This window comes from Brucella sp. LJL56, assembly GCF_054871705.1.
The window spans coordinates 326,114-346,647 of sequence record NZ_JBTXLQ010000002.1; the positions used below are offsets into that span (position 1 = coordinate 326,114).

Sequence of the window (20,534 nt, forward strand, 5' to 3'; positions counted from 1 at the left end):
TCAATTCTGCTTCGGGTCGAGCACGTCACGTAGACCGTCGCCAAGGAAATTGAACGCAAGCGAGACGAGGAAGATCGCGATGCCGGGAATAGTGGCAACCCACCATTGCTCGAAGATAAAACGCTTGGCGGTAGCAATCATCGCGCCCCATTCCGGTGACGGCGGCTGAGCGCCCATACCCAGAAATCCAAGACTTGCAGCAGTGATGATGATCGAGCTCATATCGAGTGTAATGCGCACGATGACACTCGGTACGCAGAGCGGCATGATATGGCGCAGAATGATGCGGAAAGGCGATGCGCCAGTCAGCTTGGCTGCAGCAACGAAATCGCTCTTGCGCAAGGTCATGGTTTCCGCACGCGCAAGACGCGCATATGGCGGCCATGCAGTCAGTGCGATCGCCAAAACAGCGCTTTCAACACCCGGCTTCAATGCGGCCACGAAGGCCAGTGCAAGGATCAAACGCGGAAATGCAAGAAAGACGTCCGTGACACGCATCAGCGCGGTATCGACAATCCCGCCGAAATAACCAGCAATACAACCGATGAAGAGGCCGATTGGTGCGATAAGAATAACGACGGCAATGACCATTCCCAAGGTTACGCGGCCGCCATAGAGAATGCGCGAAAGAATATCACGGCCCAGTTCATCCGTACCGAACCAATGCGCTGCGGTTGGAGCAGACAAGCGATTGCCAAGATCCTGCACACTTGGATCATAGGGCGCGAGCAATGGTGCGGCCAACGACAGCACGACGAACGCAACGATGATAAAGAGACCAATCATCGCGAGCGGATTAGCCCGGAGGTTTACCCAGATGCGATAGCGCCTGCCCCAGTTAGCCTGAGAGCGAGAAGCGGGCGAGTCATCCAGCGCCCAGTTATGAAAATTGGCAAAAATCATCGGACACGCGGATCCAGAACTTTGTAGAGGATATCGGCGAGCAGATTGAGCCCGACATAGATAACGCCGATGAGCAATGTAGCGCCCACGACCGGGTTCATATCGGCATTCATCAGCGACACGGTGAGATACTGGCCCAGGCCAGGCCAACTGAAGACGGTTTCTGTCACGACAGCACCTTCGAGCAGACCCGCATATGTCAGCGCCAGCACTGTCACAAGCTGCACGGCAACGGTCGGGAAAGCGTGCTTCCAGATGACAGACGTCAGCGAAAGTCCCTTCGCACGTGCCGTAATGACGAATTCCCCCTTGAGCGCATCGAGCATGAAGGCGCGGGTCATACGCGTGATATACGCCATGCTGAAGTAGGCGAGGATCAGAACCGGCTGGATCATGTGATAGACGGCATCCAGGAATGCGTCCCAATCACCCTCGATGAGACTATCGATGGTAAGCAGGCCGGTAACATGAGGGATCATGCCTTCATAGATGATGTCCTGTCGTCCAGGTCCCGGCGCGATGTCAAGCGTCGCATAGAAGACCAGAAGCGAAATCAGGGCCAGCATGAAAACCGGGACCGAATGACCGGCAAGGCAGATTACGCGGATTGCCTGATCGACGATGGAACCTTGCCGTACGGCGGCCCATACACCGAGCGGAATACCGATAAGCGCGGCAACAAGAAGCGCGGCAGTTGCCAGCTCCAGCGTTGCCGGAAAATAACGGGCAATATCCTGTGTCACCGGATTGCGAGTCAGAATGGAATTGCCGAAATCGCCATGCAGTACCTGTCCGATATAATGCACAAACTGAACTACAAGCGGTTGATCGAGGCCCATCTCCGCGCGAACACGCTGAATAACCGCCTCAGGCGCGTTGTCGCCCACCGCAGCGATAACGGGATCGACCGGCATGACGCGGCCGATCATGAAGGTAATAACCATAAGCCCGAACAGCGTGATCGACACGCTGCTCAGGATGCCAGTCAGGTTCTTGAGGCTTTTCTTCACGCCTTGGCGATCCCTGCATAGGAGTGAGAATCGGACAGAACACCGAGACGCATTCCAGTAACATTCTTGCGGCAGGCGGCCGTCTCGAATTTCTGCATCATGATGATGAACGGGCTGTTGTTCATGAATTCGCGCTGCAGATCTTCATAAATCTTCACGCGCTTTTCCGGGTCCTGTTCGTCACGCGCGGCGAGAGATTTCTTGGCAAAATCCTCATTCTGAAAGTGCGAGCGCCATGCGAAAGGCTTGGTCTTCGCATCATCGGAATTGTCTGGATTGTTGCAGAATACATCGACATTCGTATTCGGATCGAAATAGTCCGAACCCCATACGGTCAATGCCATCTGATGCTCACGAGCGCGCATCTTCGTCAGAACCTGACGATTTTCAGCAGCGAGCAGCTCTACCTTGATACCGATTTCCGCAAGGCTTGCCTGAATTGCCTGTGCAATATCAGGGCTTGGCTGCGCCGAATAGTGATCCATCTTGATAGAAAAGCCATCGGGAACACCAGCTTCGGCAAGCAGAGCCTTCGCCTTAGCAATATCCTTCTTGAACGGATTCTCATTCAGCGCTGCCGGAAAACCTTCAGGAACGAGGCTTTGGTGAACCTTGTAATTCAGCGGCACGATATTCTTCTGGATGCCATCATAGTCCACAGCCCACTTGATTGCTTCCCAGACTTTCGGCTTGGCAAGAACTTCCACGCTCTGGTTGAGCGACATCAGCATCAAACCGCCGACACCCTTGCGCACGAGGTTATAGCTTTCATCGCCATCCAGAACTCGAAGCTGCTCGGTAGTGAGGTTACGTGCAATATCGACGTCCCCCTTCTGAAGCATGAGAAGCTGCGAGGATGGGTCCGCAACGTGACGCAAAAGGATGCGCTTCACATTGCCCTTGTATGCGCCATGCGGATTAACGTTCAGCATAATGCTTTCGCTCGGCTTCCAGGAAACGAGAACCCATTCACCCGAACCGGCGCTGTTCTTCTGAAGCCAGCCGTTACCGAGATCGTCACCGGAGGCATTTTCCAGAACAGTCTTCTTTTCCACAATGCTGGCGACACTGGCCGACAGGCAATACAGCAGGAAAGGCAGCGACGTTGACTGCTCAACCGTCAGAGTCAATGTCGACGGATCAGTTGCAACGATGTTCTTCTCCGCATTTTCAGGCGTGAAACCGAACTGGCCAATGATGAAAGCCGGGCCCTTGTTCATCTTGATCGCGCGTTGCAGCGAGAAGGCAACATCCTCAGCTGTGATCTGTGCGCCGCTTGCAAATTTTGCGTTCGGATCGATCTTGAAGGTGAAGACTTTTCCGTCAGCGTCGGCTTCCCAGGAAACAGCAACGCCGCCTTCCACCTGATCCGGATTGGAAAGACTTGGATGTACCAGACGCTGATACATGTTGTTGCAGATTTCGCTGCCGACAGCTTCAAAGCTCTCATGCGGATCAAGACTGGTCATGTTGTCAAGCTGCTGGGCCACAACCAGAATGTCCTGACGCCCGGCTCCTATTGCAGGCAAAATGCCGGCATAGGACAGGAAAGGAACGGCGGCTGCGCCCGCCAGAAAACCGCGTCTTGAAATCATTGAGAGCTCCTCTTGCAACACTTTCTGAAAGGCTCCCAGTTATCGGGAGCCATTTCGACAGCGTTCTATCTCTGGATACATTTTTCCAGCTTCCCGCTATCACGTCGGCGGAGGCAGGGGCCAATGCAGAATTTTGCATTCCCTATGCAGAGTTTGCATGAGGACAAACTAAAAGAGACCTTTTGCTTGAAAGAATCGCTGCTCATGCAGTGTGGTCATAGCGATTGACCGAAATCGCATTTGCAATTCTTCTCGCTTGGGTCCATCACCCCTTTTTGAATCCTGGATTTGAGAAGGCTCCCCCATGGCGACAGAACAGAAGATCCCCGTTTTCGATGGCCACAACGACGTGCTGCTGCGCCTATGGTCATCTGATGCTTCCGCGCCGGAAAAGCGTTTTCTTCAAGGCGAGCAAGTCGGACATATCGACCTTCCACGCGCCCAGAAGGGTGGGCTGGGCGGCGGTCTTTGCGCAGTATATGTGCCCTCACCTTCACGAGAACTGGATGCCAATGGCAATCTGGCAACGCCAAGCCAGACAGATGCGATGAAGGCAACGCTCGCCATGTCGGCGATCTTGCTGAAGATCGAACGGGCATCGGAAGGCAAGGTCCGCATCTGCCGCACGGCTGCCGATATTCGCGATGCTTTTGCCAAGGGCATTTTCGCTTCAGTGTACCATATCGAAGGTGTTGAGGCCTTTAGCGAAGACCTTGACGCCCTGTATGTTTTGTATGAGGCCGGCCTGAGAACCCTCGGACCGGTATGGAGCCGTCCGAATATATTTGCTTATGGTATCCCGTTCAGGTTTCCGGCATCACCTGACATTGGTCCCGGCCTCACTGATCATGGCAAAGCACTCATACGCGCTTGCAACGAACTCAAGGTCATGGTCGACCTTTCCCATATGAACGAGAAAGGTTTCTGGGACATCGCGGCAATTTCCGATGCACCGCTCGTGGCTTCGCATTCAAATGCTCACGCGCTTTGCCAGCAAAGCCGCAACCTGACCGACAAACAACTTGACGCCATTCGCGATACTGGCGGCCTCGTCGGACTTAACTTTGGCGTTTCATTCCTACGTGAAGACGGAAAACGCGATCCGAATACGGATCTGGGCGAACTTGTCCGCCATGCCGATTATATCGTCAGTCGCATTGGGATCGATCACCTGGCGCTGGGTTCCGATTTTGACGGCACCACGATTTCTTCGACCCTTCGCGACGTTAGCGATCTCCAGCTTGTCATAGAAGCTTTCCGTAAGCACGGCTATGACGATGCTTCCATCGTCAAGCTAGCTCACGGAAACTGGATCAATGTCCTTGAGCGGACGTGGGGTGCATAAACAAAAAAGATCTTACCCTTCAAGGGGGAGATCGAAAACATGATGATGTATGTGACCGTCGAACATTTCCAGGAGGCCTTTCGTGGCCTCCCGACTTTCATATCGGACAGGTGAGGCAAGAGCTTCCTTCAACGCCTCCCTGCCGTCATACATGGTCCAAAGCACCATCGGGTAGTCTGGCGCCCCTTCGTCACGTTCGACAGCGTAAAGAACACGAACTTCCCTGATACCCGGAAAAGCGAGCCACATCGGCATGAGAGTATCGGCAACATAAGCTTTGAACGCATCCTCGCGCCCAGCATGAATAGTACCTTCAAAAAAGGCTTGTCTGACAATCATCGAAGTAACTCAATTTACCTTGGTAGGCGGAACATCGCCGGAAAAATATGCAGCGAGATTGGCGAGTACCAGTTCGCCCATTCCGACACGTGTTTCTACCGTTGCACTACCCTGATGCGGCATCAGCACCGTATTTGGTGCGCTCAGAAAGTCCTCCCTGATCGTCGGCTCGTTGACGAAAACATCAAGACCGGCACCAGCGATATTTCCGCTATTCAAAGCAGCTAGAAGCGCATCCTCATCGACCACACTGCCTCGGGCCACATTAACCAGAAAGCCTTTACTTCCAAGCGCTGCGATAACATCCGCGTTTACGATATTGGCCGTCGATGGGTTGGCAGCGACGCAAACCGCGAGCACGTCACTCTGCTGGGCAAGCTCCGCTGGCGTCGCATGCGCAATCCAGTTTGTGCCAGTGACAGGCGAGCGGTTCCAATAATGCACTTCCATGCCGAACGCTTCCGCACGTCGCGCAAAGGATTTTCCGATCTGACCGAGCCCTAGAACGCCAACCCGCTTGCCCTTAGGACTAACGCCGAGAGGAAATCCTTCACGACGCGCCCATTTGCCTTCCCGCACAAACTGGTCGCCTGTAACAACATGGCGCATAACGGCCAGCATGAGGGCAATTCCCGTATCGGCAACATCATCGGTCAGGACACCCGGTGTGGTGCTGACATGCACATTCCGATCCCGCGCGAAGCCAAGATCGACCTTGTCTGTCCCGACGCCGTTGATGGCGATCAGGCCAAGCGATGGCAGACGCTCCATCCACTCGTTGGAAAGCCCCGTTCCACCGCCGGTAACAACGGCACGAATTGTGCCGAGGCTCGTATCAATGGCCGCCTTGTCTTCCGGCTTGTACAGGCGGAGAACCTTGTATGTTGCATCCAATCGTTCTTCGATCGGCGGCATCATGGGTTCTATGAGCAGAACTTCGTTCGTCACTTCAAACTCCATTACTAAACTATTGGAGATGATCAGGAAATCTGACCAATAAATGCCTTCGTGCGCTCATGCTTCGGATTACCAAAGAATTCCTCCGGTTCCGCCATCTCGAGAATTTGCCCTTGATCCATGAAGATGACACGGTCTGCCACCTGTCGTGCGAAGCCCATTTCATGGGTAACGCAGAGCATGGTCATACCTTCCTTGGCGAGATCGATCATGGTGTCGAGAACTTCCTTGACCATTTCAGGATCAAGTGCCGAAGTCGGTTCATCGAAAAGCATGATCTTGGGATTCATGCAGAGTGCACGTGCAATCGCCACACGCTGTTGCTGACCGCCGGATAGCTGTGCCGGATATTTATCCGCTTGTTCAGGAATGCGAACACGCTCCAGATATTTGCGTGCTGTCTTTTCGGCTTCAGACTTGGAAACACCACGCACTTTCATCGGAGCCAAAGTGCAATTCTCAAGAACCGTCATATGCGGAAAGAGGTTGAACTGCTGGAAAACCATGCCGGTTTCCTGTCGGACAATATCCACGTTCTTTCCACCCGCCGTCAGATCATGGCCGTCAACAATGATGCGGCCCTCCTGAATGGTCTCCAGCTGATTGATGCAGCGGATAAGGGTCGACTTTCCCGAGCCAGACGGACCGCAAATCACAATGCGCTCGCCGCGAGCGACATTCAGATCAATATCCCTGAGAGCATGGTAAGTGCCATACCACTTATTCACACCCTGCATGAGTACTGCAGGATCGGAAACATCCTGCGGAAGCCGGTTCGTTTTTCCCTGAGCCGTCTGGTTCATGTTGAGAAACTCACTTTCGTGGACTGGGTCGTCATGCCCGTCCATTCGGCGGGCATGACAAAATTCGAGAGCTTACTTTGCCTGAGAAACAAAATCTGGCAGAGGCGTGCCGAGCCACTTCTCATGGATCTTGTTCAGTTCGCCGTCGCTCTTCGCCTTCTCGATAAACTTATTGACGAAATCGAGCATTTCAGTCGAACCTTTGCGAACTGCGATGCCTTGCACCTGCTGACTGAGCTGAATTTTCTGCTCATAGCGGCCTGGAGCAGCCTTTTCGATCTCAGCTGCTACAACATTGGAGAGACCAATAAGCTCAACCTGACCCGAGAGCAGGGCCTGCACTGCGCTGGCATCATCGTCGAAGCGACGAATGTTTGCGTCCTGTGGTGCTACCTTGGTTACCGCCGTGTCCTGTGTGGACGCGCGCGCGACGCCGATGGTTTTACCGGAAAGATCTTCCGGCTTTGCAACAGCAATATCTTTTGGTCCAAACACCCCGATCGAAATTCCCGCATAGGGTTGCGAGAAATCAACGCTCTTTGCACGTTCCTCAGTAATACCGAGTGAAGCAACCAGAACATCGACCTGTCCGCTCTGCAGATATGGAATACGGTTTGGACCGGTAACCGGAACGATCTGAGCTTCAACGCCTAGTTCTTTAGCCAGCAACTTCGCAACATCGGCATCGTAACCATCCGGTTCGTTGCTGGTATTCATGATGCCGAATGGCGGAAAATCGACCAGCATACCGATCTTGATTTTGCCAGCAGACTTGATGCCGTCAACGGTCTGCGCAAAAGCTGTCGGTGTCAACACTGTTGCGAGAGCACCCGCACCAATCAAAGCCATTGCCAAACGTCTGGTGATAGTCATGCTTATTCCTTCCCTATTAATAGCCGGTCTCCTCACCGGCATCGTTTCATTATCTCTCGGCACATTCGCTGATGCAGTATCGTGCCACATTCAGTCGGAAGTGCCGTTCGTCTTTCCCAAGCCCCCCAAATTACCGAGCTGTAGCGCGAGAAAACCTCATCTCCATACGGCGTGCCAAAATAGATAGCGGCCAGCAAAGGACAAAATAAATAGCTGCCACAGTACCGAACACCATGAATGGGCTGAATGTTGCGTTGTTAATGATCTGCCCCTGTCGTGTCAGTTCCGTAAAGCCAATGATAGCGGCAAGCGACGTGCCCTTGATGAGTTGCACAAGAAAGCCCACTGTCGGCGCGACAGAAATGCGCGCGGCTTGCGGCAGGACTACGTAGCGCATACGATTATAGTAGCGCAGCCCCAGCGCCGTAGCCGCTTCACGTTGGCCGGGCGGCACTGCATCAATACAACCGCGCCAAATCTCTCCAAGAAAAGCACTGGCGTGCAATGTCAGTGCAATCGTCGCGGCAATCCACGGATTGATACCCAGACCAAAAATATTCAGGCCAAAAAACACCAGGAATAACTGCATGAGAAGCGGCGTACCCTGAAACAGCCGTATGAAGCCGAGTGCGACGTAACGTGGAACGCGAGCATCAGAGACCCGCATCAGCGCAACAAGCAACCCACCGATTCCGCCACCGACAAAAGCAATAGCAGAAAGAGCGATAGTCCATTGCGCTGCATAGACGATAATGAGGAATTCGTTCCAACCGAAAGGTCTGATCATAGCCTGCTCCTATCGGCTCAACGGATATTTGAATGCCACCTTCTCGATCAGCGCAAAAATGGCCGAGAAACCGATGGACATGACAAGGTACATGAGCGTGATAACGATATAGACCTCGAAACTCGCGAAAGTCGCGGATTGCAGATCGTTACCGGCAGCCGCAAGCTCGTTCGCCGAAATGACCGAAACGACACTGGAGGTCAGCATCAGATAGATGAATTGGCTGGTCAGTGACGGATAAACCGTCCGCAAAGCCGGTTTCATGATGACATAGCGAAAGACCTGCAGTTTGGAGAGACCAAGTGCCGTTCCCGCTTCCACCTGACCTTTATGAATGGATTCAATACCTGCGCGAATAATCTCCGTGCCGTAGGCACCAAAATTCACCACCAGCGCAAGCAGCGCTGCGCTGTTGGGCGACAATCGCAAACCAGCGGAAGGCAATCCAAAAAAGATGAAAAAAATCTGCACCAGAAACGGCGTATTGCGGATAATTTCGATGTAAGCATCGATAATGAAGCGGACCGGCTTTGGTCCGGAAGTCTTGCCGACCGCGCAGATGATCGAAACGACCAAACCAAGCACCATGGCAGCGCATGAAAGCTCGATTGTCTGCCATGCGCCAACCAGCAGTTTATCCATCGACGCGAAGACAGGCGCGAAGTTGAAATTGTACAATGCTGAACCTCCCGGTACGCGGATTATGCCGACTTTTCCTCCTGGCGGCAATAAATTTAGATCGATCTAAATGCGTTTAACCTTGTTCGTCAATCATTAATTCGGATTAGACGACAGAAGTTTTTACCGGTCCACAGGACTGTCTAACCTGCAGATATGCTTCACTGACGATCCGCTGTGCCTGTTTTTCGGGATTTAACAAACGGGAAAGAAGCAATCTGGCAGCATTCTGGCCAACTGTCACAGGTCGGGTCGATACGGAACTCAATCGTGGGCGCGTTGCTTCGGCATCGCTTACATCATCGAAGCCGATAAGAGAAAAATCCTCACCAATCTTTTTCCCACAATCGTAAAGACCGGCCGAAAGGCCCAGCGCAATTACGTCATTGAAGCAGATTGCAGCGGTCGGCTCTCTACCGTCCTGAAAGAGAAGCGGGGCAGCATTGGCAATTTCCGGCATCGTGTGCGGCAAGCGGACGATCATCTCAGAATCAAGACCTTGCTGCTGCATTGCATCGCGAAAACCTTTGACACGCTCGTGATATGCGGAATGAACCGGACCATGCACAGCGAATGCGATTGTCTTGTGCCCGAGCATCGCCAGATGGTTGACCGCCTGTCGCATACCACCGGCATAATCAACACCTGCATAGTCAACTCGATCTGTCACATGGCGCAACACCTGCACCAAAGGCAAGCCCCAGTCAGCGATTTGTTCGATGAATTCCGGCGCTGTTTCTGCAGTCGGCGACATGATCACGCCATCAACGCCGTGCTCACGCATGCGCTGCATGAGAATACTTTGGTTAGCGAAGTTCTCGTGACTGTTTGCCAGAAGGACGACCAGCCCCGCTTCACCCACAACACTGTCTATTCCCGAAAGCAATTCGCCGTAAAATGGATTGCCTAGGGTAGGCACGATGACGCCAACCGTATTCGATCGCTCTACCCGGAGACTAGCGGCCCCCATGTTGTAGACATAGCCCAACTCCTTTAGGACTTTTTCCACCTTTTCGCGCGTCGCCGCTCCCACCAACGGGCTTTTGCGGATGACGAGGGAAGCTGTTGCGCGTGATACACTGGCGTGGCGTGCCACATCCAGAAGCGTAACGCGACTTTTCCTGCGATCGTCACTCGGCATAAGTTCACCTGTCAGCAAGTTGGGTAATGTCCGATCCGATTGAAGGCAAAACTCAATAAAACCGTCGGCCAGATTCGAAAGGCATATATCAATTCACTCTGCGGCTTTGGTCAATCCGCCGGTCAGCAAACCTGCAATCATCATATGAGAATGGCATCGGGCAACTTTCCCAACTCCTCAATTATACGCACGTTCTCCCCACGATTATCACTTGCCTTTCGTTTTTTTTCATTTCGAATGCTATCGTTTTCGTATTTATTCTGCCATTGGGAGAATCGAAGGTTGATCCTTTGGCAAAAATTGCATTCATATAAGTGCAACGAATATATCGCAGATGTCGGAACTTTGAGACCCTCTCCAAGGAGCTCGAATGTTCACGCAATCTCACACTCGAGGAGGAAACATGCTTATCCGTCTGATTACGACTTCGGCGCTGACGAGCGCCCTCGCCCTCACCATCGGTTCGCAGGCATTCGCCCAGACGGAACTGGCATGGTGGCACGGCATGACCGGTGCCAACAACGAAATGGTCAATGAGCTTTCGAAAGAGTTCAACGAAAGCCAGAGCGAATACAAAATCGTTCCCGTCTATAAGGGAACCTACCCCGAAACGTTGAATGCCGGCATCGCTGCGTTTCGTTCCAAGCAGCCGCCTGCAATCCTTCAGGTCTTCGATGCTGGCAGCGGTGTCATGATGGCTGCTGAAGGTGCCGTGGTTCCTGCTGCTGAAGTTTTGGAAAAGGGCGGCTTCAAGTTCGACAAGTCGCAATATCTGCCCGGCATCGTCGCTTACTATTCGAAGCCGGATGGCACCATGCTGTCTTTCCCGTACAATTCCTCGTCGCCAATCCTTTATTACAACAAGGACGCTTTCAAGAAGGCTGGCCTTGATGAAAACAATCCGCCAAAGACCTGGCCGGAAGTTTTCGAAGCTGCCAAGAAGATCAAGTCTAGCGGCGCAGCACCCTGCGGTTTCACCTCCACATGGCTGACCTGGATTCAGACCGAAAACTTCGCTGCCTGGAACAACGTCCCTTATGGCACCAATGAAAACGGCCTTGGTGGAACCGATGTAAAGCTGGAAATCAATTCACCGCTTTACATCCAGCACTTCCAGTCGATTGCCGATCTCGCGAAAGATGGCACGTTCCGCTATGGCGGCCGCACATCGGAAGCCAAGCAGCTTTTCACCTCCGGTGAATGCGCAATGTTGACCGAATCCTCCGGCGGCCTCGGAGATGTCGTAAAGTCCGGCATCAATTACGGTATCGGTCAGCTGCCTTACTATGAAGGTCACGGCCCGCAGAACACGATCCCTGGTGGCGCAGCTCTGTGGGTCTTTGCCGGTCTTAGCGATGAACAGTACAAGGGTGTCGCAGAATTCTTCAATTTTCTTTCGCAGACCAAAATTCAGGTTAAACTTCACGAAAAGTCCGGTTATCTGCCGGTGACACTGGCTGCTTACGAAGAGACCAAGAAGTCGGATTTCTATGAAAAGAATCCAGGTCGCGAAACGCCGATCTTGCAGATGATGGGTAAAGCCCCCACCGAAAACTCCAAGGGTGTGCGCCTCATCAACCTGCCGCAGGTACGCGATATTCTGAACGAAGAGTTTGAAGCCATGCTTGGTGGCAAACAGGATGCGAAGACCGCGCTCGAAAACGCCGTCAAACGCGGCAATGACGCAATTGCCGCCGCTCAGTAACCGTTCACATTGATACAACGCCGCCTGCCTCTGCGGCAGGCGGCCTTGTTACCCCACGAGGAAGCTCCCCGTGCAGAAAGTTATCTTTCCGAATAAAGTTTTGCCTTATTCTCTGTTGGCCCCACAGATCGTCCTGACTGTGGTATTCTTCTTCTGGCCAGCCAGTCAGGCAGTTTATCAATCATTCATGCGTGAAGACGCATTCGGGCTTAAATCCACCTTCGTCGGATTGGCAAACTTCACGACCGTTCTGGCGGACCCTAACTATCTGCATTCATTCAGAGTAACGATTGTCTTCAATATCCTGACTGCGCTGCTTGCCATGGGCGCAGCACTATTACTTGCAACGGCAGCGGATCGCGTTATCCGCGGCAAGACATTTTATCGTACACTCCTGATCTGGCCATATGCAGTGGCTCCCGCCGTTGCCGGCATGTTATGGCTCTTCATGTTCAATCCCGCCATGGGTACTTTTGCTTACATTCTGCGGCGTAATGGCATCGCATGGGATCCGCTGCTTGATGGTAATCAGGCTATGGGCCTTGTCGTCGTTGCTGCCGCATGGAAACAGATCTCCTATAATTTCCTGTTCTTTGTCGCTGGCTTACAAGCAATCCCTAAGTCGTTAATCGAAGCGGCGGCCATTGATGGCGCTCGCGGATCACGGCGATTTTGGTCTATCGTATTTCCACTCCTTGCACCGACTTCATTCTTCCTGCTTGTCGTGAACACAGTTTACGCCTTCTTTGACACATTTGGTATCATCCATGCCGTGACCGGCGGCGGCCCTGCCAGAGCTACAGAAACGCTGGTCTACAAGGTTTACAACGATGGCTTCGTCAATCTCAACCTCGGCTCATCTTCGGCACAGTCGGTTATTCTAATGGCAATCGTGATTGCCTTGACCGCTTTCCAGTTCCGCTTCGTTGAGAAGCGCGTGCATTATTCTTGAGTGAGGGGACAATGATAGAAAAACGCCCTGTCTCAAACCTGATCGGCCACCTGATCCTGATCGTAGGCATCATAATTGTCGCCTTTCCGATCTATTATACCTTCGTCGCTTCAACGATGACGTCGACACAAATCATACGCCCCCCCATCTCGTTGTTGCCCGGCGACCATTTCGCCGAAAACTACGGTGAAGCCATCTTTGGCGGCGTGGAACGCGTTGTCGGCGTAAGTCTGGAGCGGCTTCTTTGGAACTCGTTCGTGGTTGCCATGGCGATCGCCGTCGGCAAGATCATTATTTCGTTCATGTCGGCTTTCGCGATTGTGTTTTTCCGCTTTCCGCTACGCATGTTCTTCTTCTGGATGATCTTCATAACCCTGATGCTGCCTGTGGAGGTTCGTATCCTGCCGACCTACAAGGTGATAGTGGATCTCGGCATGATCGACACCTATGCCGGGCTCACGCTGCCATTGATGGCATCTGCGACGGCAACGTTTCTGTTTCGACAGTTTTTCCTCACCATACCGGGTGAACTGGTTGAAGCTGCGCGTATCGATAATGCCGGACCATTCCGCTTCATGCGGGATATCCTGCTTCCTCTTTCGAAGACGAACATTGCAGCACTTTTCGTCATTCTCTTCATTTATGGATGGACCCAGTATCTCTGGCCGCTGCTCGTTACTAATGATGCCAAGATGAACACGATCATCATCGGCCTGCGCCGCATGGTCGATTGGGCTGATGCGTCCACACCTTGGAACTACGTCATGGTAACAGCCATTCTGGCCATCATCCCACCGATCCTCGTTGTGGTGCTGATGCAGCGCTGGTTCGTCAAAGGTCTCGTTGAAACGGAAAAGTAATGAGCAAAATTGTTCTTGATAACGTCCGCAAGAGCTATGGCGGCAATGTCGAAGTCATCAAAGGTGTATCGCTGGAGATCAACGACGGCGAATTCGTAGTACTGGTAGGTCCGTCAGGCTGCGGTAAATCCACTCTCCTGCGCATGATTGCCGGCCTGGAAGGTATTACGTCCGGCACCATCGCTATTGGCGATCGCGTGGTCAATGATGTTGAACCTGCAGAACGCGATATTGCCATGGTGTTCCAGAATTATGCGCTCTACCCGCATATGACGGTCCGGGAAAATCTCGCTTATGGCCTGAAGAACCGTAAAACACCGAAAGACGAAATCGAACGCCGTATTGCCAAAGCGGCAAAGGCACTCGAAATCGAACCTTTTCTTGAGCGTAAGCCGCGTCAGCTTTCTGGCGGTCAGCGCCAGCGCGTTGCCATGGGGCGCGCCATTGTGCGCGAACCGGCAGCTTTTCTCTTCGATGAACCGCTCTCCAATCTGGATGCGAAACTACGCGTGCAGATGCGTGTCGAGATCAAGCGCCTGCAACGTTCGCTCGGAACAACCAGCGTTTATGTCACCCATGACCAGATGGAAGCCATGACCATGGCTGACCGTCTTGTTGTGCTGAATGCAGGCCATATCGAACAGGTCGGTACGCCGATCGAACTGTATGAAAAGCCAGCCTCCACATTTGTGGCAACATTTATCGGTTCGCCGTCGATGAATCTGCTGAAAAGCGCAGAAAACATTGCCTGGAAAACGGGCGGGGCGGTGAAAACACCTATCGGGAACTTCACCATCGGCGTTCGCCCCGAAGATATCAGCATTCTGGAAGACGACGAGCCGGATGCCGACGGTTTCAATGCGACCGTTCGTATTGAAGCTGTAGAACTCGTCGGCGCGGAAAGTTATATTCATAGCGCATTGCCGGATGGTACGTCGCTCATCTTCCGCGTTGCCGGGCGATCGACACATAGCGTCGATGAAACCGTCAGGATTGGCGCATCTGCAGGACACATGCATATTTTCGGCGATAACGGCCAGCGTGTAAATGCTTGAATTAGATAAGGGTCACGCCCTTCAAAAGGGCACAACCCGCTATAATAATCGATTTCTGTTTTAGAGTTTATCGGCTACACAGGTGGAATATTTTTCCACCTGTGAGGAAATCCCGATAGATGACGCATCAGCAGATACTCTCCTTCGCGGTGATCATACTCATGATGGGGGCGTTTATCTGGGGCAAGTTTCGCTATGATGTGGTCGCGCTATGTGCGCTTCTCCTGGCGATAGCAGTCGGCGTTGTGCCCTTTGACCGAGCCTTTTCAGGTTTCAGCGACGACATCGTCATTATCGTGGGCAGCGCATTGGTGGTCAGTGCGGGTGTCGCACGCTCTGGCCTCATGCAGGCGGCGATTCAGCGCTTTCTACCGGAAATAAACAGCGTACGGCTTCAGCTTGCCGTTCTTGTCACAGTCGTCACCATCCTCTCCGCGTTTGTAAAAAATGTCGGCGCGTTGGCAATCATGATTCCAGTCGCCTTTCAATTCGCTCGCCGTTCCAATGTTTCCCCATCAACTTTCCTCATGCCCATGGCATTCGGGGCGTTGCTTGGCGGCTTGATGACCCAGGTGGGCACTTCTCCCAATATTGTTGTTTCTCGCATTCGCGGTGAAATGGTCGGCGAACCCTTCACTATGTTCGACTTCACACCGGTCGGCGCTGTGCTCTCGGTAGTAGGGCTCATCTATCTGGTATTTTTTTACTGGCTCGTTCCTCAACGCACCCGCGAAAATGTTTCGCTGGATGAGGCAATCAAAATAAAGAATTATGCTTCCGAAGCACGTATCACCAAATCATCGACGATGACCGGCAAGCGCGTGACCGATCTCATCAAGGCGGCTGAAGGCGAGGCAATGGTGACCTCCATTGTGCGCAACGAACAGCGACTGACGCCGCTTCCCGATACCATACTCAATGAAGGTGATGTCGTTCTACTTGAAGGCGACCCTAAAGCGCTTGATGCGATCATAAGCGCCGGAAAACTCACCCTGTCTGAAAACCGCAATCCATCTGAAACCAGCGGTTCCACCGATATTGAGGCCGTTGAAGCTGTTATTGGCAAGAACTCGCGTCTCATTGGGCTGACCGCCCAACGACTTGCCCTTTTCGCGCGCTATGACCTGAACCTGCTGGCAGTGAGCCGACCGGGTGAACGCATTACCGAACGTCTCAGCGAAGTCATTCTCCGTTTCGGCGACGTGATTGTGTTGCAAGGCAGACAGGCAAATCTTTCCACCTTCCTGCCTGAGTTCGAATTGCTCCCGCTTGCCCGCCGCAAACTGATGCTTGGCAGCGTCCGGCGCGGATTGATCCCGCTTGCCATTCTGATTGCGGCCATTGGGGCAACCGCTTTAAGCCTTGTACCGGTTGCGGTCGCTTTCTTTGCCGCCGCAGTCGCCATGCTGCTGTTCAAAGTGATACCGCTCAACGAGGTCTATGACGAAATTGATGGCCCCATTCTGGTCATGCTAGCTGCACTCATTCCGGTTTCGGATGCTCTCAGAACAACGGGGGGTACAGATCTCATAGCCGAAGGGCTTGCTACAATCGGCCACCAATTACCACCAGCCGGAGCTCTGGCGCTAATTCTTGTAGCCGCAATGATGGTGACACCATTTCTCAACAATGCTGCGACAGTGCTCGTCATGGCCCCGATCGCGACAAGTTTTGCTTCCGGACTCGGTTTCAAGCCGGAGGCCTTTCTGATGGCGGTCGCGATCGGCGCGGGATGTGATTTCCTTACGCCAATTGGTCATCAGTGCAATACCCTGGTTATGGGACCAGGAGGTTACAGGTTCAGTGACTATCCGCGTCTGGGATTACCGCTATCAATCATTATAGCGATTGTAACAGTTCCTACATTGATGTTCTTCTGGCCGTTGAAATAGCGCTAGAGCTCGACTGAGCGTATCCATTTGAGGCTGTCGGAGACAATCCTTTCCACGGTTTCGGCGATATCTGCGCGGAATACCAGCGGCTCTCCTACGGGGCTCTCGAGTGTAGCAATCTGGCTTTCCAGCATCGTTACCGGCATGAAATGGCCGGTGCGATGCCCCATGTGCTCGTACAAAACTTCAAAACTACCGTCCAGGAAAACAAACATTACGGGCGTACCGGCAGCGGAACGAAGACGATCACGATAGCTCTTTTTCAGTGCCGAACAGGAAACGACAATACCATCAGTCGAAGCGGCAAGACGTTCACCGATTTTATCGAGCCAGGGCCAACGATCCTCATCTTGTAAGGGAATGCCTGCGGACATCTTGTCGACATTGGATTTCGGATGCAGCGAATCGCCTTCAAGAAATGGGAGTACCAATGCATCGGCAATCTTCTCGCCCACAGTCGACTTTCCAGAGCCCGAAACACCCATAACGATAATACGCAGCATCAATTCCTCATACGCTCGCGGTCATGCCGCCATCGACGTGCAAAACCTGTCCATTGACGAAAGAGGAGGCGTCGCTGCTTAGGAAAACTGCAGCACCTACCAACTCTTCTACATCCCCCCAACGGCCTGCCGGCGTTCTTTTTTCCAGCCATGCAGTAAATTCGGGATTATCAATCAATGCCTGATTCAGCGGCGTCTTGAAATAACCTGGAGCAATCGCATTAATCTGCAAGCCATACCGTGCCCAATCGGTGGCCATACCGCGCGTTAAATTGCGAATAGCTCCCTTCGTTGCAGTATAAGGCGCGATGGAAGGACGGGCCAGTTCGCTTTGTACCGAAGCAATGTTGATTATCTTGCCACATCCTCGTGCGATCATGTAGCGCGCAGCCGCCTGCCCCGCATAAAAAGCGCTGGAAATATTGGTTTCCAAAAGCTGCTGCCATTTCTCGATCGGGAAATCTTCCAGCGGGGAGCGATACTGCATCCCCGCATTATTGATCAGAATATCCAGTGGACCAATTTCCTTTTCGATCGCATCAATAGACGCACGAACTTCTTCGGCATCCGTTACATCAAACACCGACGCAAAGACATTATAGCCTTCGTCTTCCAGTAGCGTAACCGTCGCATCGACCTTGTTTCGATCACGACCATTGATGATTACCGTTGCGCCATGTTCTGCCAGCCCCCGAGCCAATGCAAAACCAATACCCTGGCTAGAACCAGTGACCAAGGCAATGCGTCCTCGCAGACTGAAAAGTTCGAAAGAAGACGCCATTAGAAAGTTTCCAGTTTGAGGCCAACACGGCTTGCTGCCTGCACAATGTGGCGGCGCATTACTTCGCGAGCTCGCAACGGATCACGTGAATGAATGGCATCTCTGATTGCAGTATGCTCATCAATGGTGATCTCGACGATCTGCTCAAGCACTGCCCGTGCACGCGCAGCGTTGATTGCCTGATTAATGCGTTCGGCAATGAAACCGAGGACCAGCGGAAAATATTCGTTATGTGTTGCAGAAGCGAGTGCACGGTGAAATGCCAGATCAGCAGCAATACCCGTGTCAGTCCACTTTTTTGAACCACTCATCTCCGCGAGCGCTTCATTCAGTTGCATCATGTCGTTTTCATCATGATGCACTGCGGCGAGTCCCGCCGCTTCTATCTCCAGAGCCATTCGCAACTGGAACAGGCTTCGGAAACTATCGCGATTGGCAAGCGTTTCAGGTTCTATTCGGATGGCATGGCGTTTATCGGGCTCCGTTACGAAAGCGCCAACACCCTGTCGAGTTTCGACCAATCCCTCGTTGCGCAATTGGGCAATTGCTTCGCGTACAACCGAACGGCTTACACCGAAGCTCTGCGCCAGATTATGTTCTGTCGGCAGCTTTTGCCCCGGCAGAAGACTACCTTCACTGATCTGCCGCGTAATTTCGGAAGCAATGCGTCCGGGAAGTTGTTCATTGCGCCTGATTTCACCAAACAAAATGATAGAGCCTCCCTGATTACCCGTGCAAGTGGTGTGTCGTCAGCCTCTCGAAGAGTCAAGCGAAAGCTGGCAGCCTGGATTCATGATATTTTCCGGATCGAAGACTTGCTTGAGGCCTTCAAGCAATTTTCGCCGTGCAGGGTCAATGCGCGTCTCGAAATCCTCCCGCTTCAGGCGACCGATGCCGTGCTCGGCGCTGATGCTGCCGGTATAACGATCGAGAACAGCATTGATCGTTTCCTTTGCAAGCTTGATTTTCTTGTCTATCGCCGCAACATCGAGAGCGCTTCCAGGGATAACGTTGAGATGCACATTACCGTCACCCACATGCCCGTAAGAAACAGCAAGACAATCCGGAAGAACCTCAGCCAATTCGGTTTCAGCTTCAGTGACGAACGACGCCAGTTTTGACAGCGGGACCGATATGTCAGTGCGGAGGTGTTTGCCACGCAGCGCCTGCCCTTCGTTCATCGCCTCGCGGAACATCCAGAGATTTTGACCTTGCGCACGAGATGACGCGATGGTTCCGTCCAGAACGAGACCATCTTCCATTGCGCCAGCAAGAAACTGTTCCATCAAGGACGCTATATCGACCAGCCCAGAACCTGAAATTTCCATCAAGACGTAGGCAGGATATTGTCCAAGCGGCATGGCAAGATCCGGCATCGCCTCTTGCGCCAAGGTAAAAGCCACTGGCGGCATGAATTCGAAAGCAGACATCAGATCACAGCACTGCACGCGCGCACGCCGATAAAGCGCAATAGCGTCAGCGAGCGAATTGAGTCCCAACAGTGCGATTTCCACCTTGTCCGGCAAAGGCGTCAGTTTGATTGCCACGCCTGTCACCACTCCTATAATGCCTTCAGCACCGATGAAAAGCTGTTTCAGATCAATGCCGCGATTGTCTTTCCGCAACGTTGAAAGACCGTTGAATATCGTGCCATCAGGCAAGACGACCTCCAACCCCAGGACCAACTCACGTGTCATGCCATAACGCAACACGTTGACGCCTCCGGCATTGGTACTGACATTACCACCGATACGGCAGCTTCCCTGCGCGCCAAGGGCCAGTGGGAAAAACATTCCTTCAACCGCCAATTTGTCTTTCAGTTCGGAGAGAATGCAACCGGCATCAACAACCGCTGAAAAATCATCCGGGTCGACCTTTCGAATACGGTTCATCCGCTCAAGACTTAGAATGACGAGATTGTCGCGCCCATCCGGTACACCGCCTTGCACAAGACCGGTATTTCCGCCCTGCGGAATGATGGACAATCCCAGTGAAGCACAAGCTTTAACCGCAGCGGAAACGTCCTCTTTCGAGCGCGGGCGGACCACAGCAACCGCTACATTCTCCACATCACCCGGCCAGTCCCGACAATAGCGGAGCATATCGCTTCGCGTAGTCATAACCAGATCATCACCCAAAAGGGTAACGAGATCAGTCTGCATGTCTCCGGTCATGTCCCCCAAACCGTACATAGTATCCTCTTGTTCATAGACCTCGTTGATGCGCAATCGGCTGCCGCGGATGTACGACAGCTTTGGGAATGCAACAGGCTTTTCCGTTTCATTCTTGTGGCAAGACCGAGAAAATTGTTTTCAATGCCTACATATAAGGTTATCAGACAACCCTACAACAGAA

General features: G+C 52.8%; 20 protein-coding genes. 6 read left to right on the forward strand and 14 right to left on the reverse strand.

Annotated features, from left to right (window positions below; all coding sequences use genetic code 11):
- From nikC to ACYSN1_RS10155, 3 genes are read right to left on the reverse strand one after another with little or no spacing between them, the layout of a single operon-like run.
- On the reverse strand, positions 1-903 hold the full coding sequence (nikC, locus tag ACYSN1_RS10145; protein ID WP_461725550.1) for a nickel transporter permease: 903 nt from the start codon (positions 901-903) through the stop codon (positions 1-3).
- Positions 900-1,913, reverse strand: a complete 1,014-nt coding sequence (locus tag ACYSN1_RS10150) for an ABC transporter permease (RefSeq protein ID WP_461725551.1) — start codon at positions 1,911-1,913, stop codon at positions 900-902. Before ACYSN1_RS10150 ends, nikC begins: the two co-directional genes overlap by 4 nt.
- A complete protein-coding gene (locus ACYSN1_RS10155; protein ID WP_461725552.1) occupies positions 1,910-3,508 on the reverse strand; it encodes an ABC transporter substrate-binding protein in 1,599 nt (532 codons plus the stop codon). Before ACYSN1_RS10155 ends, ACYSN1_RS10150 begins: the two co-directional genes overlap by 4 nt.
- 304 nt (positions 3,509-3,812) lie before the next feature.
- Between ACYSN1_RS10155 and ACYSN1_RS10160 the strand changes: the two genes are divergently transcribed.
- Positions 3,813-4,853, forward strand: coding sequence for a dipeptidase (locus ACYSN1_RS10160; protein ID WP_461725553.1), 1,041 nt, complete (start codon positions 3,813-3,815; stop codon positions 4,851-4,853).
- A 12-nt stretch (positions 4,854-4,865) separates the two neighbouring features.
- On the opposite strand, the gene ACYSN1_RS10165 is transcribed toward ACYSN1_RS10160, so the two are convergent.
- The 7 genes from ACYSN1_RS10165 to ACYSN1_RS10195 form a co-directional block, all read right to left on the reverse strand.
- Entirely contained in the window at positions 4,866-5,192 is a 327-nt protein-coding gene (locus tag ACYSN1_RS10165) for a hypothetical protein (RefSeq protein ID WP_461725554.1), read from the reverse strand.
- Positions 5,193-5,201: 9 nt separating this feature from the next.
- A complete protein-coding gene (locus ACYSN1_RS10170; RefSeq protein ID WP_461725555.1) occupies positions 5,202-6,152 on the reverse strand; it encodes a 2-hydroxyacid dehydrogenase in 951 nt (316 codons plus the stop codon).
- Positions 6,153-6,172: 20 nt separating this feature from the next.
- Positions 6,173-6,952, reverse strand: coding sequence for an amino acid ABC transporter ATP-binding protein (locus ACYSN1_RS10175; protein WP_461725556.1), 780 nt, complete (start codon positions 6,950-6,952; stop codon positions 6,173-6,175).
- Positions 6,953-7,024: 72 nt separating this feature from the next.
- On the reverse strand, positions 7,025-7,825 hold the full coding sequence (locus tag ACYSN1_RS10180; RefSeq protein ID WP_461725557.1) for a transporter substrate-binding domain-containing protein: 801 nt from the start codon (positions 7,823-7,825) through the stop codon (positions 7,025-7,027).
- A 130-nt stretch (positions 7,826-7,955) separates the two neighbouring features.
- On the reverse strand, positions 7,956-8,612 hold the full coding sequence (locus ACYSN1_RS10185; RefSeq protein ID WP_461725558.1) for an amino acid ABC transporter permease: 657 nt from the start codon (positions 8,610-8,612) through the stop codon (positions 7,956-7,958).
- A gap of 9 nt (positions 8,613-8,621) precedes the next feature.
- Positions 8,622-9,290 carry an amino acid ABC transporter permease gene (locus ACYSN1_RS10190; protein ID WP_461725559.1) on the reverse strand — a complete coding sequence of 223 codons (669 nt, stop codon included), beginning with the start codon at positions 9,288-9,290 and terminating at the stop codon, positions 8,622-8,624.
- A gap of 106 nt (positions 9,291-9,396) precedes the next feature.
- A complete protein-coding gene (locus tag ACYSN1_RS10195) occupies positions 9,397-10,431 on the reverse strand; it encodes a LacI family DNA-binding transcriptional regulator (RefSeq protein WP_461725560.1) in 1,035 nt (344 codons plus the stop codon).
- Between the two features lie 403 nt (positions 10,432-10,834).
- Here ACYSN1_RS10195 and ugpB point away from each other — a divergent pair, with 403 nt between their 5' ends.
- From ugpB to ACYSN1_RS10220, 5 genes are all read left to right on the forward strand, one after another.
- Positions 10,835-12,136: a sn-glycerol-3-phosphate ABC transporter substrate-binding protein UgpB gene (gene ugpB / locus ACYSN1_RS10200; protein WP_461725561.1), complete on the forward strand. Its 1,302-nt coding sequence runs from the start codon at positions 10,835-10,837 to the stop codon at positions 12,134-12,136.
- Between the two features lie 70 nt (positions 12,137-12,206).
- A complete protein-coding gene (gene ugpA / locus ACYSN1_RS10205; protein WP_461725562.1) occupies positions 12,207-13,088 on the forward strand; it encodes a sn-glycerol-3-phosphate ABC transporter permease UgpA in 882 nt (293 codons plus the stop codon).
- 11 nt (positions 13,089-13,099) lie between these two features.
- The gene (ugpE, locus tag ACYSN1_RS10210) at positions 13,100-13,948 is read left to right on the forward strand and encodes a sn-glycerol-3-phosphate ABC transporter permease UgpE (protein WP_461725563.1); all 849 of its coding nucleotides are present in this window, start codon (positions 13,100-13,102) and stop codon (positions 13,946-13,948) included.
- Entirely contained in the window at positions 13,948-15,003 is a 1,056-nt protein-coding gene (locus tag ACYSN1_RS10215) for a sn-glycerol-3-phosphate import ATP-binding protein UgpC (protein ID WP_461725564.1), read from the forward strand. Before ugpE ends, ACYSN1_RS10215 begins: the two co-directional genes overlap by 1 nt.
- 119 nt (positions 15,004-15,122) lie before the next feature.
- A complete protein-coding gene (locus ACYSN1_RS10220) occupies positions 15,123-16,895 on the forward strand; it encodes an SLC13 family permease (RefSeq protein WP_461725565.1) in 1,773 nt (590 codons plus the stop codon).
- A gap of 2 nt (positions 16,896-16,897) precedes the next feature.
- On the opposite strand, the gene ACYSN1_RS10225 is transcribed toward ACYSN1_RS10220, so the two are convergent.
- Genes ACYSN1_RS10225 through ACYSN1_RS10240 form a run of 4 tightly spaced genes read right to left on the reverse strand, consistent with a single transcriptional unit; the run spans position 16,898 to position 20,371 of the window.
- Positions 16,898-17,398 carry a gluconokinase gene (locus tag ACYSN1_RS10225; protein ID WP_461725566.1) on the reverse strand — a complete coding sequence of 167 codons (501 nt, stop codon included), beginning with the start codon at positions 17,396-17,398 and terminating at the stop codon, positions 16,898-16,900.
- A gap of 7 nt (positions 17,399-17,405) precedes the next feature.
- Positions 17,406-18,179 carry an SDR family oxidoreductase gene (locus ACYSN1_RS10230; RefSeq protein ID WP_461725567.1) on the reverse strand — a complete coding sequence of 258 codons (774 nt, stop codon included), beginning with the start codon at positions 18,177-18,179 and terminating at the stop codon, positions 17,406-17,408.
- Positions 18,179-18,886 carry a FadR/GntR family transcriptional regulator gene (locus ACYSN1_RS10235; protein WP_140019060.1) on the reverse strand — a complete coding sequence of 236 codons (708 nt, stop codon included), beginning with the start codon at positions 18,884-18,886 and terminating at the stop codon, positions 18,179-18,181. The genes ACYSN1_RS10230 and ACYSN1_RS10235 overlap by 1 nt, the downstream gene beginning before the upstream one ends.
- Positions 18,887-18,928: 42 nt before the next feature.
- The gene (locus tag ACYSN1_RS10240) at positions 18,929-20,371 is read right to left on the reverse strand and encodes an FAD-binding oxidoreductase (RefSeq protein ID WP_461725568.1); all 1,443 of its coding nucleotides are present in this window, start codon (positions 20,369-20,371) and stop codon (positions 18,929-18,931) included.
- Positions 20,372-20,534: the final 163 nt, after the last annotated feature.

What these genes read in the sequence shown, in the direction of transcription:
- nikC (WP_461725550.1), bottom strand. Translation starts at nt 903, where the DNA reads ATGATTTTTGCCAATTTTCATAACTGGGCGCTGGATGACTCGCCCGCT.
- ACYSN1_RS10155 (WP_461725552.1), bottom strand. Translation starts at nt 3,508, where the DNA reads ATGATTTCAAGACGCGGTTTTCTGGCGGGCGCAGCCGCCGTTCCTTTC.
- ACYSN1_RS10160 (WP_461725553.1), top strand. Translation starts at nt 3,813, where the DNA reads ATGGCGACAGAACAGAAGATCCCCGTTTTCGATGGCCACAACGACGTG.
- ACYSN1_RS10165 (WP_461725554.1), bottom strand. Translation starts at nt 5,192, where the DNA reads ATGATTGTCAGACAAGCCTTTTTTGAAGGTACTATTCATGCTGGGCGC.
- ACYSN1_RS10170 (WP_461725555.1), bottom strand. Translation starts at nt 6,152, where the DNA reads ATGGAGTTTGAAGTGACGAACGAAGTTCTGCTCATAGAACCCATGATG.
- ACYSN1_RS10175 (WP_461725556.1), bottom strand. Translation starts at nt 6,952, where the DNA reads ATGAACCAGACGGCTCAGGGAAAAACGAACCGGCTTCCGCAGGATGTT.
- ACYSN1_RS10180 (WP_461725557.1), bottom strand. Translation starts at nt 7,825, where the DNA reads ATGACTATCACCAGACGTTTGGCAATGGCTTTGATTGGTGCGGGTGCT.
- ACYSN1_RS10185 (WP_461725558.1), bottom strand. Translation starts at nt 8,612, where the DNA reads ATGATCAGACCTTTCGGTTGGAACGAATTCCTCATTATCGTCTATGCA.
- ACYSN1_RS10195 (WP_461725560.1), bottom strand. Translation starts at nt 10,431, where the DNA reads ATGCCGAGTGACGATCGCAGGAAAAGTCGCGTTACGCTTCTGGATGTG.
- ugpB (WP_461725561.1), top strand. Translation starts at nt 10,835, where the DNA reads ATGCTTATCCGTCTGATTACGACTTCGGCGCTGACGAGCGCCCTCGCC.
- ugpE (WP_461725563.1), top strand. Translation starts at nt 13,100, where the DNA reads ATGATAGAAAAACGCCCTGTCTCAAACCTGATCGGCCACCTGATCCTG.
- ACYSN1_RS10215 (WP_461725564.1), top strand. Translation starts at nt 13,948, where the DNA reads ATGAGCAAAATTGTTCTTGATAACGTCCGCAAGAGCTATGGCGGCAAT.
- ACYSN1_RS10220 (WP_461725565.1), top strand. Translation starts at nt 15,123, where the DNA reads ATGACGCATCAGCAGATACTCTCCTTCGCGGTGATCATACTCATGATG.
- ACYSN1_RS10225 (WP_461725566.1), bottom strand. Translation starts at nt 17,398, where the DNA reads ATGCTGCGTATTATCGTTATGGGTGTTTCGGGCTCTGGAAAGTCGACT.
- ACYSN1_RS10230 (WP_461725567.1), bottom strand. Translation starts at nt 18,179, where the DNA reads ATGGCGTCTTCTTTCGAACTTTTCAGTCTGCGAGGACGCATTGCCTTG.
- ACYSN1_RS10240 (WP_461725568.1), bottom strand. Translation starts at nt 20,371, where the DNA reads ATGTACGGTTTGGGGGACATGACCGGAGACATGCAGACTGATCTCGTT.